Origin of the sequence: Streptomyces sp. CC208A, assembly GCF_030010625.1 — a bacterium.
Lineage (GTDB): Bacteria > Actinomycetota > Actinomycetes > Streptomycetales > Streptomycetaceae > Streptomyces.
The window spans coordinates 82,394-99,089 of the sequence record NZ_JASCXN010000013.1 but is presented as its reverse complement, the minus strand read 5'-3'; the positions used below and the strand labels follow the sequence as shown (position 1 = coordinate 99,089).

Genomic DNA, 16,696 nt, shown 5'->3' with positions numbered 1-16,696 from the left:
TCCACTCATCCGTCAAAAGCGGTCATAGCATCACAAGACATGTCCAGTATGTGCAAGCACCGCATAATGACGTGTTGAAGGCATAGTGGACGAAAAAGCGGAGGCCAGAGGCGCGTCGGGCGGCAACGCGCGAGGCCCCCCGCCCGGACGGCGGGGGGCCTCGGAGGCGTACGGAGGCGGGAAGGCCTCAGAAGGGGTAGTCCGCGATCACCCACGTGGAGAACTCGCGCCACAGCGCCACGCCCGCCTGGTGTGCCGGGTGGTCGAGGTACCGCTGGAGCGCGTCCAGGTCCTCGACGGCCGAGTTGATCGCGAAGTCGTAGGCGATCGGGCGGTCCGACACGTTCCAGTCGCACTCCCAGAACCGCAGCTCGGGGATCTGTCCGCCGAGCGCGCGGAACGCCTCGACGCCGGCGACGACGCGCGGCTCGTCGCGCTCGACGCCCTCGTTGAGCTTGAAGAGGACCAGATGGCGGATCACGGAGGGCTCCTAGTTGATGAGTTCGGTCATGAACTCGCCGACACCCTTGGCGGCGCTGGAAAGGCCCTCGAACCCTATCTGGACCAGCTCGGCGGAGCGGTCGGGGGCGGTGATGATCGCGTACAGCACGAAGACCCCGAACGCGTACATCGCGAACTTCCTCGCCTGGGACATCGCCCTCCCCTCCCGGTCGGCGGGACTCCGCCCCGCTTCGGCGCTGGCCACTCTAACCGAGGCTTTATGGACCAAGGGCCCTGTCTTCGGGGCCTTTCGCCGCACCCCGCGCGGGGGCGGGAGGGGCAGGATGGACGACGAGCCCGGCGGATCTGGCAGGAATCCGCGGGGCCCATGGAACCGGCCCGCACTGCGGGGTCCCGTGCCGCGCGCTTTCCCCCTGACTGCGGCGCGGGACTTGACGGACCGGTTCTCGTCGGGGGGAGCGGTGTGTCCCCCCGTTGCCGCTCCCCCGTCCCAGAGCGGAATGCCGAAGGGCCCGGTGCGATGCACCGGGCCCTTCGATCAGAGCGGTAGCGGAGGGATTTGAACCCTCGGTGACTTGCGCCACACTCGCTTTCGAGGCGAGCTCCTTCGGCCGCTCGGACACGCTACCGAGAGAGAGCTTAGCCCAAAGTCGCTCAGCGATGAAATCCGTATCCCCGTGCAGGTCAGCGGGTGCGGAAGAAGGCGGTGAGCTGGTCCGCGCACTCCTCGGCGAGGACGCCGCGGATCACCTCGGGGCGGTGGTTGAGGCGGCGGTCGCGGACCAGGTCCCAGAGGGAGCCGGTGGCGCCGGCCTTCTCGTCGTCGGCGCCGTAGACGACCCGCTCGACCCGGGACTGCACGAGGGCGCCCGCGCACATCACGCAGGGCTCCAGGGTCACCACGAGGGTGCAGCCGGTCAGCCGCCACTCGCCGGTGACGGCGGCGGCCCGGCGCAGCGCCAGGACCTCCGCGTGGGCGGTGGGGTCACCGGTCGCCTCCCGCTCGTTGTGGCCGCGGGAGAGGACCTCGCCGGACGGGGAGAGGACGACCGCGCCGACCGGTACGTCACCGGCCGGCACGGCCGCGGCGGCCTCGGCGAGAGCGAGTCGCATGGCCTCCCGCCAGGGGTCCGGCACGGGGCCGGATATCGCGGACGCCACTAGCGCACGGCCTCCAGGATGTCGGCGGCGCCGATGGCCTCGGCGATCTCGCCGAGGGCGTCGTCGGTCACGGCGCGCAGCTCGCGCTCGGACAGGCCGAGGTCGGCGAGGATCCGGCCGTCGCCGAGCGGGCCCGCAGGGACGATCCCGGCGCTGCCGGCGGCGGCGTCCTCGTCCTCGTCGGCCGCGGGCTCCGGCTCGCCGTCCTCGGTGCCGTCCAGGTCCACCAGCTCGTCGAGCTCGCTGTCCGGGTCGTCGTCGCCGAGGAGTTCCGCGGTGAGCATCTCCCCGTACGAGGAGCGGGTCGCGGCCGCCGCGTCGGAGACGTAGACCCGGGGGTCGTCCTCCCCGTCGACGCGGACGAGGCCGAACCACGCGTCCTCCTGCTCGATGAAGACGAGGACCGTCTCGCCCTCGTCGGCCGCCGCCTCGCGGGCCAGATCGGCCAGGTCCGCCAGCGTCTCCACGTCGTCGAGCTCCGTATCGCTCGCTTCCCACCCGTCTTCGGTGCGCGCGAGCAGTGCGGCGAAGTACACCTGACTCTCCCACTGATCAGAGGTGTGATGATCCGGCGGTGCGGTCCTGAGCCCCGCCCCATCGGCATCGTGACAGAAACGTCGGCTTCAGGAGAGGTCTTCGGCTCTTGCGTCGTGCATCAGTCTGAACCACCCCGCGTTCGGGTGGGCGTACGACCCCGGCGCGCGGAGGGGGCGCGTTCCCCGATGTCACCAGCGGAAGGTCCGCATGCGCATGGCCTGCCTCATCCGGGCCGCCCGGGCGCGCCGCGGCTGGACGCGGTCGCGCAGCGCCTTGGCCTCGTTCAGCTCGCGGAGGAACTGGGCGCGGCGCCTGCGGCGCTCCGCGTCGGTCTCCGGCTGCGTTCCCGGCTGCGTCTCGGGTTGCGTTCCCGGCTGTATCTCAGGCTGTGTGTCCGGCGGCCGGGGCTCCGTTTCGGCCCTGGCCTGGCCGGATGTGTTCTGCGGGTCGGGCATCGGCCACACCACCCCGTGACTGGGTCCCTGTGCCCCCACCTTGCCGCAGCACCCCGGGTCGGGGCCAGTGGTGGGAGGCCGCCCGTGCGCGGCGGGCTACTGTGGAGCCATGCGTCTCCACGTCGTCGATCACCCGCTGGTCGCCCACAAGCTCACCACGCTGCGCGACAAGCGCACGGACTCCCCGACCTTCCGCCGGCTCGCCGACGAGCTGGTCACCCTGCTCGCCTACGAGGCGACCAGGGACGTGCGCACCGAGCAGGTCGACATCGAGACCCCCGTCACGCCGACGACCGGCGTGAAGCTGTCGCACCCGCGTCCGCTGGTCGTCCCGATCCTGCGCGCCGGGCTCGGCATGCTGGACGGCATGGTCCGGCTGCTCCCGACCGCCGAGGTCGGCTTCCTGGGCATGATCCGCAACGAGGAGACGCTGGAGGCGTCGACCTACGCCACCCGGATGCCGGAGGACCTGTCCGGCCGTCAGGTGTACGTGCTCGACCCGATGCTGGCGACCGGCGGCACGCTGGTCGCGGCGATCCAGGAGCTGATCCGGCGCGGTGCGGACGACGTGACCGCCGTGGTGCTGCTCGCCGCCCCGGAGGGCGTCGAGGTGATGGAGCGCGAGCTCGCGGGCACCCCGGTGACCGTCGTGACGGCCTCGGTCGACGAGCGGCTCAACGAGCACGGCTACATCGTCCCGGGCCTGGGCGACGCGGGCGACCGCATGTACGGCACCGCCGACTAGCTGGCTGGCTGGCTGGCGATCGCGGTCGCGGTCGCTCAGCAGCGCGTGGGCGCGGGCTTGGGCTTGTCGAGAGCCACCAGGGCCGCGTCCGCCGTCGCCTTGGGCGACAGGGTCTTGAAGGCCGTACCGATGATCAGGTCGACGTCCGCCGTGGTGCGGGCGTCGACCTTCGTCGTGGTGCCCGCGAGCTGGGTGCCGAGGACGGCGAAGGCGCCCTTGGCGGCGGTCGGGGCGCCGAGCAGCAGTCCGGCGCCGGGGACCTTCTTGTCGTAGGCGGCCGGCGCGTTCCCGATCTTGCCGATGGTGAAGCCGCGCTTCTTCAGCTCGTCGGCGGTGGCCTTGGCGAGTCCGCTGCGCGGGGTCGCGTTGTAGACGTTCACCGTCACCTGGGCGGGCCTGGGCAGCTTGACGGCCGGGGTGGGGCTGGGCGAGGGCTTGCAGTCGGCCTGTTTCGCGGCGGTGGTCCTCCTGCCCTCGTCGCCGCCGGAGAAGACGTCGAAGAGCTGGAGCGTGCCCCACCCGGCCGCGCCGAGCACGACCACGGTGGCGGCGGAGGCCAGGACGATCCTGCGCCGGCGGTGGGGTCGGCGCATACGGGGATAGACGTCCCCCGTGATGCGGTACTTTCCGCCCATGCCGGGGGGAGTGAGCATGCTCATGGGCGCAGCGTAATGCCGCCCGTGCGCGATGCCTACTTGATGATCATGTGATCGCGGCCGGATGGGCGCGAACTGCCCCCGAAAGGATCAGGCGCGGCCGTCCGCGGCGGCCCGTCCGCGAGTCGGGTCAGTCGAGTTCCAGGACCCGGGCGTGGAGCACCTGGCGCTGCTGGAGGGCCGCGCGGACGGCGCGGTGCAGTCCGTCCTCGAGGTAGAGGTCGCCCTGCCACTTCACGACGTGCGCGAAGAGGTCGCCGTAGAAGGTGGAGTCCTCGGCGAGCAGGGTCTCCAGGTCCAGCTGGCCCTTGGTGGTGACGAGCTGGTCGAGGCGGACCGGGCGCGGGGCGACGTCCGCCCACTGCCGGGTGCTTTCCCGGCCGTGGTCGGGATACGGCCTGCCGTTTCCGATGCGCTTGAAGATCACACGGAAAGCCTACCGGGCGTACGGCTCCCGGCGCAGCCACGCGTCACCGACGAGATGGGGTGACGGAACGCGACATAGGCGGCATTCGGGGTGCCGCCGCGCGGACGGGAGCGAGGGCCCCTGCCGGAACGCCGGTAGGGAGCCCTCGCTCGTCCGTCCAGGTGCCGCTTGCTTACTCGGTTTCCTCGTGGTGGTCGTCGTGCAGGCCGCCGCCGCTGCCCGCGTCGCCCTCGGTCGGCACGAAGTCGACCGGCTTGCTCAGCGAGGAGATGTCGTGGGCGTAGGTGCCCACGGCGTTGGCGATGACGCTGATGTTGGCGGCGAACGCGGTCATGTTGACGTTGTTGATGTCGTCGCCCTTGGCGTGGTAGTTCACGTCGTAGGCGACCCCGGCCTCACCGCCGAACTTGGCGGCCTGCGCGGGGGTCTTGATGCCCTCGGCGCCGGTGAAGGTGCCGCCGGACGGGATGCCGATCTCGATGAACGGGCCGTAGTCGGAGCGGCCGGTGAAGTCGGTGCCCTCGTGCGGGAGGCCCCGCTTGTCCATGAAGTCGGTGATGTCGCGCTCCAGCTGCGCGGAGCCCTTCGGGCCGGGGCCCGCGCCGACGCCGTCGGAGTCGTCGCCGTCGTACACGAACAGGCCGTAGTTCGGCGAGGCGATCATGTCGAAGTTGAGGTAGAGCTTGACCTCCTTCTTGTCGAGCTCCGACATGTTCGCGACGTAGTGCTCGGAGCCGAGGAGGCCGTTCTCCTCCGCGGACCACCAGGCGAAGCGGACCTTGTTGCGGACCTTGGCCTTCGACTCGGCGAGCTCCAGGGCGGTCTGGAGGAGGCCGGCGGAGCCGGAGCCGTTGTCGTTGATGCCGGGGCCGGCGGTGACGGAGTCGAGGTGCGAGCCGAGCATCACGGTGTTGGCGGCGTTGCCGCCCTTGGTCTCCGCGATGACGTTGTTGGTGGAGCGCGTCTCGTTGAGCTGGCGGACCTCGAAGGAGAGGTTCACCGGGCCCTTGGCGAGGTCGGCGGCGAGCTGCTCGCCCTGGGCCTGGGAGAGACCGGCGGTCGGGATCTTGCCGGCGTCGGCGGAGCCGAGGGTGCCGGAGAGGAGGCCCGCGGTGTTGTTGTAGACGATCGCGCCGACGGCGCCGGCCGCGGCGGCGTTCTGCTGCTTGGCCGCGAAGGTGCAGCCGCCGCGCTTGATCAGGGCGATCTTGCCGGTGAAGGTGCCGGAGGCGAAGTCGCCCGGCTCGCAGCCGGTGGTGCCGTCGGCGTCGACCGGGACGGCGGCCAGGTCGGCGGTGATGCCGCCGACCGGGGTGGACTTGGTGTAGGTCATCGCCCGGATGTCGAGCGTGCGGGGCGCGTCGCCGAGGACGGAGGCCTTCTCGGCGAGCGTCTCGGTGTAGACGAAGTCGAACTTCTGGTACGAGACGTTGTAGCCGGCCTTCTTGAGCTGCGCGTACACGTACGCGGCCGAGGCGTCGTGACCGAGCGAGCCGGCCGCGCGGTGGCCGCCGGCCGAGTCGGCTATCGCCTGGAACTTCTGGAGGTGCTTGAAGGCGTCCTTGGCCGTGGTCTCCCGGACCAGCTTCTTCGACAGCTTCGCCGCGTCCCGGGCCGGCGCGGCCGCGGGGTCCTTCACGGCCGTGGCCGGCGAGGCGAGGACCAGGGGGGTGGCGAGGGCCGCCGCGGCGAGGATGGCCGCGGCTCGGCGCTGCGATGCGTTCACAGGAGTCCTTCCCGATGGGGACGAGGTTGAGGGGAAGTTAGCCACCGGAAGGGCGTTCTGTGAACACGTTCGGCGCAATTCATGTCTCCTTGAACAGGAATGACATCTGGAATTCTCAATTCACAGCGTGTTTGCTGCCCTTCGCGCCTTACGTACCTTTCGTATCGGCCTTCACCTCCTGGCCGGGTCCATGCCTCGATGATCCCTCCGTACGACCCCGGCCGCGCGCCCGCGTCACCTGCTCGCGAAGCGTTCCAGGGCGGTGACGACCAGTCGCCGGGTCTCCTCGCCGCCCAGGTGCCCGGCGCTCTCCACGACGTGGAGCTCGGCGTCCGGCCAGGCGCGGGCGAGCTCCCAGGCGGTGGTGAGCGGCCCGCCCATGTCGAGCCGGCCGTGGACCAGGACGCCGGGGATGCCGGCGAGCCGGTGCGCGTCCCGGATGAGGGCGCCCTCCTCCAGGAAGGCGCCGTGCGCGAAGTAGTGGGAGCAGATCCGGACGAAGCCGAGCCGGGTGTCGTCGACGCGGTCGGTGTACGGGGTCCCCTGGCCCTCCATCGACAGGACGGCGTCCTCCCAGGCGCACCAGTCGGCCGCCGCCTTCTCCCGTACGGCCCGGTCGGGATGGTTCATCAGGGCCGCGTACGCCCCCACCAGCTCCCCCGGGTCCTCCACCTGGGCCCCGGCCCGGAACCGCTCGTGCGCCTCCGGGAAGAAGCGGCCGACGCCCTCGTACAGCCAGGCCGTCTCGGAGCGGCGGGTGGTGGTCACGGCGGCGAGGACGATCTCGCTCACCCGCTCCGGGTACGCCTCCGCGTACGCGAGGATCAGCGTCGAGCCCCAGGAGCCGCCGTACAGCAGCCACCGGTCGATCCCCAGGTGGACGCGGAGCCGCTCCATGTCGGCCACCAGGTGGGCGGTGGTGTTCACGGAGAGGTCGGTGGCGGGGTCGCTCGCGTGCGGGAGGGAGCGTCCGCAGCCGCGCTGGTCGAACTGGACGACCCGGTACTTCTCCGGGTCGAAGAGCCGGGGCGCGGTCGGGGAGGACCCGGAGCCCGGCCCGCCGTGCACGACGAGCGCGGGCTTGCCGGCGGGGTTTCCGTGGACCTCGTAGTGGATGCGGTTGCCGTCTCCGACGTCGAGCAGGCCTTCTTCGTACGGGGCGGCGTACGGGGTGGTCTCGGGGCGCATCCGGCCGACGCTACTCGGTGCCGGTGATCCGGGTCTCCGGGTTTTCGCACCAGCGCAGGACGGCGGGCCAGGGCCCGAAGCCGGAGTCGGGGGTGAGGTGGCCGCCGCCCGGGACGAGGTCGGGGTCGAGGCCGAGCGGGGTGCCGTAGTGGAGGGCGGCGCCCTCGGGGCAGTACGGGTCGCCGTCCCCGTACACGAGCCGGGCCGGTATGCCCGCCTCGGAGAGGTCGAGCCCGTCGGCGAAGGCGGCGATCTCCGGGATGGAGGCGGTGACGGCGGGGGAGGGCGGGGCGACGAGCAGCACCCGGTCGGCCTCGGGCCTGCGCGCGCCCGCCCGCAGCCAGAGCAGTACGGAGAGGCTGTGGGCGAGGACGACGAACTCGCCCTCCCCGGCCGGCCGCTTCCCGTGCTCCTCCAGGGCGGCCAGCCAGTCGTCGAGGACGGGCGCGTCGGGCGAGGGCAGCTGCGGGTAGCGGACCTCGTGGCCGCGCTCGCGCAGCTCGCCGGCGAGCCAGTGCTGCCAGTGGCCGGCGGGCCGGTGGTTCTGGAAGCCGTGGAGGACGAGGAAGGTCTTCGGCGGGTGCATGGCCCGATCGTGAGGGGCGGGCGGAGGCGCGGTCCAGAGGATTCCGAGGGACGGACACGGGCGGGCCCGCGCTGGGCGCTAGGCGCTAGGCGCTGGGCGATGGGTGATGGGTGATGGGCGCGGAACGCGAGCGCGCCGGGCCACCGACCGCGTACGTCCGTGCCCGGGCCCGCCCTGGGCGCTACGCGCGGAACGCGAGCAGCTCCCGTACCCCCGCCTTGACCCGCTCGGCGGGAAGCGCCTGCTCGACCGTGAGGTGGTGCATCAGGTCCGGCGAGAAGGGCGCCAGGAGGAGGTGGGCGAGGAGCGTGGCGTCGGCGCCGGGCCGGATCAGGGAGACCAGCATCGCCACGTGCGTGTGCATGAGCTGGTAGGCGCCGCCGTGGTAGCGGCTGCGGGGCGCGGCGGAGTGCGCGGCGAGCAGGATGGCGCGCTGCTCGGCGACGCGGTCGACGAGCGCGTCGAAGAAGGCGTCGAGCCGCTCGTCGGCGGGGGCGCCGGGGCCGAGCGGCGGCGGGCCGCTCATGTACGCCTCCTGGAACCGGCGCTCGCGCTCGTCGAGCAGCGCCCACAGCAGCTGTGAGACGTCGCCGAAGCGGCGGTAGACGGTGCCGACGCCGATGCCGCTGGCGTGGGCGACCTGGTTCATGGTGACCGCGTCGGGGCCCTTCTCGGCGACGATCCGGGCGGCGGCGTCGAGGATCCGGCGCCGGTTGCGGGCGGCGTCGGCGCGCTCGGGGGCGGGGCTCCGGCCGCTTCCGGGCGTGGTGGGCAGCACGGTGAGCAGGGGTGCGGGCCCGTCGCCGGTTCCCGTTCTTCTCGTGCTCATCGGCCTGTCCCTGCCCTTCGTCGCGCCCCCGTCGTCGGTGTGTCCGGTCGGTCGGGGCACCGCTCGTCCGTGTCCCCGTCCTTCGTCCTTCGAGCATACCCGCCCCCCTTGCGATCCGGATAGCTATCCGATTAACCTCGGGGCAGCTAAGCGGAAAGTGATCCGCTTGAGTGCCGTCGTTGCGAGGAGCCCGCCATGTCCGTGAAGGTCGCCGTCGTCTACTACTCGTCCACCGGTTCCGTGCACCAGCTCGCCCAGGCGGTCGCCGAGGGCGCGGAGAAGGCCGGCGCCGAGGTGCGGCTGCGCCGCGTCCCCGAGCTGGCCCCGGACGCCGCGATCGACGCCAACCCGGCCTGGCGCGCCCACGTCGACGCCACCACCGACGTCGAGCTCGCCACCCTGGAGGACCTGGAGTGGGCGGACGCGTACGCGCTCGGCTCGCCGACCCGCTTCGGCAACGTGGCGGCCCAGCTGAAGCAGTTCATCGACACCACCGGCGGCCTGTGGCAGCGCGGCGTCATGGCGGACAAGCCCGCCACCGGCTTCACCAGCGCCCACAACCTCCACGGCGGCAACGAGTCCACGCTGCTCGCCCTCTACAACACCTTCCACCACTGGGGCTCGGTCATCGTCTCCCCCGGCTTCACCGACCCCGCCGTCTACGCGGCCGGCGGCAACCCGTACGGCACCGCCCACCCCGCCGCCAACGGCGCCCCCGGCGAGAACGTCCTGGCCGCCGCCCGCTACCAGGGCACCCGCCTGACCACGATCGCCAAGCGCCTGAAGGGCCTCGCGGTCGACTGACGACCCCGTACGCACACGGAAGCACCCCCGGCGAAAAATCTCCGCCGGGGGTGCTTCTGCGTACGTACGGGGGCTCAGGCCAGGGACAGGAACAGCTTCTCCAGCCGGGCCCGCATCTTGTCCGGGTCCTCGCCGTCCCGCTTCCCGTTCTCCATGTCCGTCAGGCACTGCTGGAGCCCCGTCGCGATGATCGCGAACCCGGCCCGGTCCAGCGCCCGCGAGGCGGCGGCCAGCTGGGTCACGACCTCCTCGCAGTCACGCCCCTCCTCGATCATCCGGATCACGCCGGAGATCTGCCCCTGCGCCCGGCGCAGCCGGTTCAACACGGCCTTGAGCTCCGCGCCCGCGAGATCGAGTTCCACAACCGCTCCTCAGCAGATACCCCAGGGGGGTGATTCACCCCCCCGGACAGGGGCCTTCGTCATTCAAGGATGACACCTGCCGCGATGATTCCCTGCGGCCCGCCCAGTCCAGCTCAGTCCAGCGTCGGCCCCGTCTCGTCGATCCGGCGGATCACCACCGGGTACTCCGGGGCGCCGGGCGGCTGCGGGCAGCGGGCCACGCGGGCGGCGATCTCCGTCACGCGGTCCAGGCTCGCGCAGTCGAGGATCCAGTAGCCGGCCAGGACCTCCTTGGTCTCCGCGTACGGGCCGTCCGTCACCACCGGGCGGCCCTCCGCGTCCAGCGAGACGAGGCGGGTCTCGCCCGGGTCGGCCAGGCCCTGCCCGTCGAGCATCTCGCCGCTCGCGCGCAGCTCCTCGTTGAGCGTGTTCATGAAGTCGAACATCGCCGTGAGCGACTCCTTGTCCCAGGCCGGGCTCTGCGCCGAGCCGCGCCCGGACATCGCCTCGTAGTCGGCGTGCGAGCCCTGAACCATCACCATGTACTTCATGACGTCCTCCGTGCCGTGTGGGGAGGCGGGTAGGGGGGCGGGTGCCTCTCCCGGCACCTTCCGGTGCCTTTCCCGGTGCCTCTCGGCGCCTCTCTTCGGTGTCTCTCGAAGGTGAGTCGGAGCCGCCCCGGGGATCTCGACACCGCGCGGACGGAATCCAGAAATACGCCCGGAATCACCCGACCGCCCCATGATGTCCGCTGTGACCCCCTTCACTTTCTCCGCGGCCTTCATCACCTTCTTCTCCGTCGTCGGCCCGCCGAAGGTGCTGCTCTCCTTCGCCGGCCTCGCCCAGGTCCACCCCGCCCGGCAGCTCCGCATGATCGCCCTGGTCTCCTCCGGCGCGGCGGTCCTCGTCGGCCTGGTCACCGGCGGCACGGCACCCTGGCTGCTCGACCTCTTCCACATCAGCACCCCCGCCCTCCAGCTCGCGGGCGGCGTCATCTTCTTCCTCTACGCCGTCGGGCTCGTCCTCGGCATGCACCTCGGCTCCGACGGCCCGCACGACGACGCCCCCGACGTCCGCAGCGGCGTCCGCGAACTCCTCATGCCGTACGTCGTCAGCCCGCTCGCGATGACCGCCCTGCTGGTCGAGGCCGCCGACCGCTCCTCGTTCAGCTGGCGCTCGACGGTGGTCGGGGCGTACGCGACGGTCATCGCGTTCGACCTGATCTGCGTCCTGCTGCTCGCCCCGATCCTGCGCCGCACCCACCACTCGACCATCGAACTCCTCGGCCGGCTCCTCGGCCTGCTGCTGGCGGCGGTCGGCGTGGACCTGATCCTCGACGGCCTCTCGGACCTCGGGGTCCCCGTCCTGGACCGGTACTAGCCCCGTTCCCCTCGGACACCGTGTCCCGTCAGGCATCGAGGAAGCCGGTCACCGTCGCCACGCACTCGTTCTCCTTCTCGAAGAGGACCACGTGCCCGGCGCCGGTCTCGGTGTACGCGCCGCCGCCGGTCACCGCCGCCGGCTCCCGGCCGTTCTCCACCGGCACGGTCGCGTCCCGGCTGCCGACGACCCCGGCGCGGATCATCGGCGACCTCGGCGACCTCGGCGACGGCGTGCGCCTCGGCGATCCGCTCGGCGGGGAAGGCCGAGCGGCCGAAGGCCCGGATCTCGTCCTGGGAGACGAGGTCGCCGAGGACGTCCAGGGTCTCCTCGACGTCGGTGCGGTGGTCGGGCCGGTGCACCTGGTAGAGGTCGATCCGGTTCGTCCCGAGCCGCGTGAGGCCGGCCTCCACGGCCCGCACGATCCACCGCCGGGACAGCCCGCCCCGGCCGGGCCCCTCCCCGCCGACGGGGAAGTACACCCTGGTGGCGAGCACGGTCCCGTCGCGGCGGCGCGGGTCGCGCAGCGCCTTGCCGACGATCTCCTCGGACTCGCCTGCCGAGTACGTGTCGGCGGTGTCGACGAAGTTGATCCCCGGTCGAGGGCGGAGTGGACGATCCTTACGGCGTCCTGGTGGTCGGGGTTGCCGACCGACCCGAACATCATGGTGCCGAGGCAGTAGGCGCTGGCTTCGATCCCGGTCCCGCCGAGTACCCGATAGCGCATGCGCCGCGCCCTGGGAGCTGGAGCGCACTCGAAGGCGAGCTACGGCCCGGTGACCTCCCGGAGGAACGCCGCCACGGCCCCGTACAGCTCCTCCGGCCGCTCCAGGTGCAGATCGTGCCCGGCGCCCGGCAGGCAGAGCCCGCGCAGCCCCGGCTGCCGCCGGGCCATCCCGTCCCACTGCTCCGCGCCGATGATCCCGTGCTGCCCGAGGACGGAGAGGAGGGGCACGTCGATGGCGTCCCACTCCTCCCACCAGGAACGGAAGGCGTTCTCGCCGAGCGAGTGGCCCAGGACGAAGGCGTCGAACCGCGGCCGCCACCCCCCGTCCCGCTCCTCCAGGCCGGAGGCCCACCCCTCGCCGACGGCCCCGCCCCCGAAGTACGCGACGGCCTCCTCCCGGCTCCCGAACGGCACCGGCCACCCCATCAGCCACCCGACGACCTGCGCCGCCTCCTCGGGCGAGGACTTCTCGGGCCCGGCCTCGACCAGGACGGCCCCGGCGATCCGAGGATGCCGCCGGGCGGCGGCGAGCAGCGCGGCGAGCCCGCCGTACGACTGCCCGACGAGCACGAAGGACCGACCGCCGCCGAACTCCTCGACGAGCCCCAGCACATCGTCGACGCAGGCGGCCCGTGACACGTCCTCCGGCCGCCGCTCGCTCTCCCCGTGCCCCCGTTGGTCGAGGGCGAGGACCCGGTACCCGTCCCCGCGCAGCCGCCGTGCGATCCCGTCCCACTCCCCGCAGTGCCCGGCGAGCCCGTGCAGCAGCAGTACGCCGGCCCCGTCCCCGCCCCAGTCGCGCACCGACAGGGACACACCCCCGCGCACGAACTCCCGAGTGACGTAGCTCACGTCCATCTCCGCCCCACCCCTGTCACACCCACGGTCCGGCCTCCGTCAGTCCGATGAAAGCCCACGAACAACGAACAACGAACACTACGGAGGACCCCATGGACGCCCGCCTCAACCTCTTCGCCAGCCCGATCGCCGCCAAGGTCGTCAAGCACCTCGCCTCGGCCGGCTTCGCGATCCCGGACGCGGTGCTCCCGCACAGCACCCAGGAGCTGGTGAAGATCCGCGCGAGCCAGATCAACGGCTGCGGCTTCTGCCTGGACATGCACACCAAGGACGCCGCGGCGGCCGGCGAGACCGCCCTCCGCCTCAACATGGTGGCCGCCTGGCGCGAGGCCAAGGTCTACACGGACGCCGAGCGCGCGGCCCTGGAACTGACCGAGCAGGGCACCCGCCTCGCCGACCACCACCCCGGCGTCACCGACGAGGCGTGGGAGAACGCCGCCAAGCACTACGACGAGGAGCAGCTCGCCGCCCTGGCCTCCCTGATCGCCGTCATCAACGCCTTCAACCGCCTCAACGTCATGACCCGGCAGCCGGCCGGCGACTACGTCCCGGGTCAGTTCGCCTGACCGGCTACCGCCTCCCGTCCTCGGCCCGGACGGCGGCGACGAGCGCGTTGGCGTGCCCGTGCCCCATCCCGTACTCGCCCTTCAGCCAGGCCACGAGCTCCATGTGCCCGCTGAGCGGCGAGGACCGGATGACCGCGAACCACTCGGACACGGGCCGCCCGTACTTCTTCTCGATGGACGGGAAGTAACTGGCGGGACCCTTGGGTGCGGGGGCACTGGACACGACGACCTCCGAAGCGAGACGAGAACAAACAGGCTCGCAACAAGAGACCCCCGCTCCCCGCAGAACTCATCGCCCCCCGGCTCAATCCCTCCGAATGTGCTCGGGATCGGCATGCCTCCGCACGACAGGCACGGAGGCGACCCCGGCCACCACCAGCACCCCCACCGCACTCCCCACGAGCACCGGCAACCCCTCCCAGTCCCAGTGCACGGCCCCGCCCCCGGTGATCAGATAACTCGACTCGGCCAGCCACCCCGCCACCACGGCCCCGCCGAGTCCCACCCCCAACGGCACCAGCACCTGCACCACCTGCACCACTCGCAACGTCCCCGACCGAGCCCCCAGCAGCCCCAACGCCACCACCTGCCCCCGCCGCTCCAACGCCCGGTCGGCCACGGAGACGACGAACGCGGCCATCCCCACCACCAGCCCGAGCACCATCCCCACGCCGAGCAGACTCCGGATGACGCCCAACTGCGCCAGCGCCTCGACCGCGATCCCCACGGCCTCCACCTCCGCGGTGGGCACCACCGCCCCGATGCCGTCGAGCACCTCGCGTACGGTTCCGGCGTCGGCGGCGGACACCAGCGTCAGACTCCCGCCCTCGGCGGCGAGCCCGGCGGGCAGGAGGGAGGGCGGGACGAGCAGCGCGCCGGACTGGAGCACGGAGGGCTGGTGGGCGCGCACGTCGACACGGGCGTCGGGGACGGTGACGACGGCCTTCCGGCCGTCCCGGAGCGCGAAGGGAAAGCGTTCACCCGGCTTCGGGTCGTCCTCGTACGAGGTGTTCCTGTCGCGCAGTCGCATGACCCTCCCGTCCACGCACCCGCGCACCGAGGTCGCGGTCGCGGTGACCTGCTCGCAGGTACCGACCACCAGCCCGAGGGGACTGTCGGAGAACTCCCCAGGGGGATGCCACGAGCTGTACGAGACGAAGTGCGTCCGCACCGCGGGCAGCCGCTCCACTTCCCGCTGCTGCGCAGGGCTGAGGTCCTTCAACGCGAGCACGTACTCCTGCAACGGGGCCGTACGCCGGCTCACCTGGTCCAACTCGATGAGCACGCCCTGTGTGAGCGATGCCCCGAACGCCAGTAGCACGAGCCCGGTGACCACCCGGAGCGAGGATCCCGGATCCACCTCCGTACGCCGCATCGCCAGCGTCAACGGCAGCGACCGGGAGACGTCGGCGAGCCGCCGGGCGAGCCAGGCGGTGAGGGGCGGCAGCCCGAACACGAGCCCCGCGCCGGTCAGCAGCACGGCGCAGGGAACGAGCGTGGAACCGGCGGACCCACCGGACGGGTCCCGTCCCATCACGCTCATCACGCAGTAACCGCCGATCACCCCCGTCCCCGGCACCAGCAGCAGCGCCCCGAGCCGCCGCGGCGGCCGGCGCTCCGCGGTCCGGCGCACCGCGATCGGCGAGAGCGCGGCCCGCCGGGCGCTGAACAGGCCGATGACCCACGCGAGCGCGGGGCACCCGACCAGACACACCGCCACGGTCGACCACGCGGGCCGCCCGTCCGCCGGGTACCACCGGAACCCCGGCAGCCCGATCCGCGCCATGACCTCGTTGGCCCCGAGGTACCCGATGAGCCCGAGCACCGCCCCGGCGGACGCCGCCGCGACACTCTCCCCCGCGCTGACCCGCACGGTGTCCTTGATGCTGAGCCCCACCAGCCGCAGCGCGGCCAGCCGCCGTGCGCGGGACTCCCCGGAAAGGCGCGCGCAGACGGAGAGGAAGACGGCGAGGGGGAGGAGCACGATGCACCCGAGGGTGAACCGGAGGATGCCCAGGGTCTCCCGGTCGATGACCTCGTCCCGGAGGCGGCCGCCCCCGAAGCCGGCGAGCGGACGCGGCTCGGTCAGCTTGTCCGGAGCGGTGCCCACATAGGCGTAGAGCTCGTCCGGCCCACCGAGCCCTTCAGGCCCGATGACCCCCGTCACCCGGCCGGGCACCAGCCCCGAGACACCGGGGTGTGCGGCGAGGACGTCCCGCAGCTCCGGCGAGACGATGGTCTCGCCAGGGCCGGGGAGCGAGGTGAGCCCGGGGGGCCTCACCGCCTCTCCCGGTCCGGTACGGGCCAGGAAGACCCGCCGCAGGGGCCTCGATCCGTACGGATCGACGAACTCCTGGTAGGCGACGCTCCCCTGTCCGGCGGCCTGCGGCGAGCGTGCGGCGGTGCGCGCGTCGTGGGCCGCGAGGATCGTGGGGATGGTCAGCACCGCCGCGAGGCGGGCCACTCCCAGGCCGGAGCCGAAGGCCATCAGCAGGAAGCGCGTACGCCCCCGGCGCCCGCTGCCCCACAGCAGACGCAGCCCGAGGAGAAAGGGATTCACGCAGCCACCCGACGGCTGAGCACACCATCCACCATCGCGTACCGGGTATCGGCCTCGGCGGCGACGTCCGGATCGTGCGTGACGACGACCACGGCGGTGTCCTGGTCCCTCGCCAGCCGCAGGAACTCCTCCAGGACCGCCGAGGCGTTGGCACTGTCGAGCGCACCGGTCGGCTCGTCCGCGAACACCACGTCCGGCTGGTGGACGAGGGCACGCGCGACGGCGATCCGCTGCCGCTGCCCGCCGGACAGCTTCGACGCCCGGCGGCGGAGAAGCCCGCCCATGCCCAGCCGTCCCAGGACGCGGCCGGCCGCCGCGTGGGCCCGGTCCTTGGCGACACCCGCCAGCCGCAGGGGAAGGGCGGCGTTCTCCTCGACGGTCAGTTCGTCGAGCAGCTCCCCGTACTGGAAGACGAACCCGATCCGCTCCCGGCGCAAGGCACTCAGCTCGGCGTCCGGCAGGGACGACAGCACCACACCGTCGAAGGTCACCGTCCCCTTCGCCGGCGGAAGCACACCGGCGAGGCAGTACAGCAGGGAGGACTTCCCGGAGCCGCTGCTCCCCATGATGGCGGCCACCTCCCCGCGCGCGAGGGTGAAGTCGACCCCGCTGACCGCCTGTTGTTCCCCGTAGAAGAAGTCCACGCCCTCGGCGCGGAGGATGACGTCCACAGTCCTGGGCTCCTCGG

Annotated in this window: 22 protein-coding genes, 1 tRNA gene and 1 pseudogene; 4 read left to right on the top strand and 20 right to left on the bottom strand. The window is 72.3% G+C overall.

From position 1 onward, the window contains the following. Positions 1 to 187: 187 nt before the first annotated feature. The 6 genes from QK442_RS16590 to QK442_RS16565 form a co-directional block, all read right to left on the bottom strand. Positions 188 to 481, bottom strand: coding sequence for a Dabb family protein (locus QK442_RS16590; RefSeq protein ID WP_282694709.1), 294 nt, complete (start codon positions 479 to 481; stop codon positions 188 to 190). Positions 482 to 490: 9 nt separating this feature from the next. Continuing rightward, a complete protein-coding gene (locus QK442_RS16585; protein WP_282694708.1) occupies positions 491 to 655 on the bottom strand; it encodes a hypothetical protein in 165 nt (54 codons plus the stop codon). A 351-nt stretch (positions 656 to 1,006) separates the two neighbouring features. Continuing rightward, positions 1,007 to 1,091 (bottom strand) — tRNA-Ser (locus QK442_RS16580). A gap of 55 nt (positions 1,092 to 1,146) precedes the next feature. Beyond that, entirely contained in the window at positions 1,147 to 1,575 is a 429-nt protein-coding gene (gene tadA / locus QK442_RS16575) for a tRNA adenosine(34) deaminase TadA (protein WP_282694707.1), read from the bottom strand. Between the two features lie 47 nt (positions 1,576 to 1,622). Continuing rightward, complete coding sequence (locus QK442_RS16570) at positions 1,623 to 2,159, bottom strand: hypothetical protein (RefSeq protein ID WP_282694706.1); 537 nt, start codon at positions 2,157 to 2,159, stop codon at positions 1,623 to 1,625. Positions 2,160 to 2,348: 189 nt separating this feature from the next. After that, positions 2,349 to 2,615, bottom strand: coding sequence for a hypothetical protein (locus QK442_RS16565; protein ID WP_282694705.1), 267 nt, complete (start codon positions 2,613 to 2,615; stop codon positions 2,349 to 2,351). Positions 2,616 to 2,724: 109 nt separating this feature from the next. Here QK442_RS16565 and upp point away from each other — a divergent pair, with 109 nt between their 5' ends. Beyond that, positions 2,725 to 3,360: a uracil phosphoribosyltransferase gene (gene upp / locus QK442_RS16560; protein WP_282694704.1), complete on the top strand. Its 636-nt coding sequence runs from the start codon at positions 2,725 to 2,727 to the stop codon at positions 3,358 to 3,360. Positions 3,361 to 3,395: 35 nt separating this feature from the next. On the opposite strand, the gene QK442_RS16555 is transcribed toward upp, so the two are convergent. The 6 genes from QK442_RS16555 to QK442_RS16530 all read right to left on the bottom strand — a co-directional run bounded on the left by QK442_RS16555 (position 3,396) and on the right by QK442_RS16530 (position 8,772). Further along, a complete protein-coding gene (locus QK442_RS16555) occupies positions 3,396 to 4,019 on the bottom strand; it encodes a LytR C-terminal domain-containing protein (protein WP_282694703.1) in 624 nt (207 codons plus the stop codon). Between the two features lie 127 nt (positions 4,020 to 4,146). Beyond that, positions 4,147 to 4,443, bottom strand: a complete 297-nt coding sequence (locus QK442_RS16550) for a type II toxin-antitoxin system VapB family antitoxin (protein WP_003999914.1) — start codon at positions 4,441 to 4,443, stop codon at positions 4,147 to 4,149. Positions 4,444 to 4,615: 172 nt separating this feature from the next. Beyond that, on the bottom strand, positions 4,616 to 6,169 hold the full coding sequence (locus tag QK442_RS16545; RefSeq protein ID WP_282694702.1) for a M28 family metallopeptidase: 1,554 nt from the start codon (positions 6,167 to 6,169) through the stop codon (positions 4,616 to 4,618). A gap of 234 nt (positions 6,170 to 6,403) precedes the next feature. Next, entirely contained in the window at positions 6,404 to 7,357 is a 954-nt protein-coding gene (gene pip / locus QK442_RS16540) for a prolyl aminopeptidase (RefSeq protein WP_282694701.1), read from the bottom strand. A gap of 10 nt (positions 7,358 to 7,367) precedes the next feature. Further along, positions 7,368 to 7,943: an alpha/beta hydrolase gene (locus QK442_RS16535; RefSeq protein WP_282694700.1), complete on the bottom strand. Its 576-nt coding sequence runs from the start codon at positions 7,941 to 7,943 to the stop codon at positions 7,368 to 7,370. A gap of 181 nt (positions 7,944 to 8,124) precedes the next feature. Then, positions 8,125 to 8,772, bottom strand: coding sequence for a TetR/AcrR family transcriptional regulator (locus QK442_RS16530; protein ID WP_282694699.1), 648 nt, complete (start codon positions 8,770 to 8,772; stop codon positions 8,125 to 8,127). Positions 8,773 to 8,967: 195 nt separating this feature from the next. Between QK442_RS16530 and wrbA the strand changes: the two genes are divergently transcribed. Further along, positions 8,968 to 9,576, top strand: coding sequence for an NAD(P)H:quinone oxidoreductase (gene wrbA, locus QK442_RS16525; protein WP_282694698.1), 609 nt, complete (start codon positions 8,968 to 8,970; stop codon positions 9,574 to 9,576). 74 nt (positions 9,577 to 9,650) lie between these two features. On the opposite strand, the gene QK442_RS16520 is transcribed toward wrbA, so the two are convergent. Beyond that, complete coding sequence (locus tag QK442_RS16520; protein ID WP_282694697.1) at positions 9,651 to 9,938, bottom strand: metal-sensitive transcriptional regulator; 288 nt, start codon at positions 9,936 to 9,938, stop codon at positions 9,651 to 9,653. Positions 9,939 to 10,051: 113 nt separating this feature from the next. After that, positions 10,052 to 10,468: a YciI family protein gene (locus tag QK442_RS16515; RefSeq protein WP_282694696.1), complete on the bottom strand. Its 417-nt coding sequence runs from the start codon at positions 10,466 to 10,468 to the stop codon at positions 10,052 to 10,054. A gap of 193 nt (positions 10,469 to 10,661) precedes the next feature. Between QK442_RS16515 and QK442_RS16510 the strand changes: the two genes are divergently transcribed. After that, entirely contained in the window at positions 10,662 to 11,297 is a 636-nt protein-coding gene (locus QK442_RS16510) for a MarC family protein (RefSeq protein WP_282694779.1), read from the top strand. A 28-nt stretch (positions 11,298 to 11,325) separates the two neighbouring features. On the opposite strand, the gene QK442_RS16505 is transcribed toward QK442_RS16510, so the two are convergent. The 3 genes and pseudogenes from QK442_RS16505 to QK442_RS16495 form a co-directional block, all read right to left on the bottom strand. Further along, positions 11,326 to 11,502, bottom strand: a complete 177-nt coding sequence (locus QK442_RS16505; RefSeq protein ID WP_282694787.1) for a hypothetical protein — start codon at positions 11,500 to 11,502, stop codon at positions 11,326 to 11,328. Between the two features lie 16 nt (positions 11,503 to 11,518). Next, positions 11,519 to 12,024 (bottom strand): annotated as a pseudogene (locus QK442_RS16500) (aldo/keto reductase); the annotation flags it as partial. A gap of 39 nt (positions 12,025 to 12,063) precedes the next feature. After that, positions 12,064 to 12,876 carry an alpha/beta hydrolase gene (locus QK442_RS16495; protein WP_282694695.1) on the bottom strand — a complete coding sequence of 271 codons (813 nt, stop codon included), beginning with the start codon at positions 12,874 to 12,876 and terminating at the stop codon, positions 12,064 to 12,066. A gap of 98 nt (positions 12,877 to 12,974) precedes the next feature. Here QK442_RS16495 and QK442_RS16490 point away from each other — a divergent pair, with 98 nt between their 5' ends. Continuing rightward, positions 12,975 to 13,448, top strand: coding sequence for a carboxymuconolactone decarboxylase family protein (locus QK442_RS16490; RefSeq protein WP_282694694.1), 474 nt, complete (start codon positions 12,975 to 12,977; stop codon positions 13,446 to 13,448). 4 nt (positions 13,449 to 13,452) lie between these two features. On the opposite strand, the gene QK442_RS16485 is transcribed toward QK442_RS16490, so the two are convergent. From QK442_RS16485 to QK442_RS16475, 3 genes are all read right to left on the bottom strand, one after another. Next, entirely contained in the window at positions 13,453 to 13,671 is a 219-nt protein-coding gene (locus QK442_RS16485; protein ID WP_282694693.1) for a DUF4287 domain-containing protein, read from the bottom strand. Positions 13,672 to 13,752: 81 nt separating this feature from the next. Further along, positions 13,753 to 16,008 (bottom strand): FtsX-like permease family protein, encoded by a 2,256-nt coding sequence (locus tag QK442_RS16480; RefSeq protein ID WP_282694692.1) that lies wholly within the window; start codon positions 16,006 to 16,008, stop codon positions 13,753 to 13,755. Then, the gene (locus tag QK442_RS16475) at positions 16,005 to 16,679 is read right to left on the bottom strand and encodes an ABC transporter ATP-binding protein (RefSeq protein ID WP_282694691.1); all 675 of its coding nucleotides are present in this window, start codon (positions 16,677 to 16,679) and stop codon (positions 16,005 to 16,007) included. Before QK442_RS16475 ends, QK442_RS16480 begins: the two co-directional genes overlap by 4 nt. Positions 16,680 to 16,696: the final 17 nt, after the last annotated feature.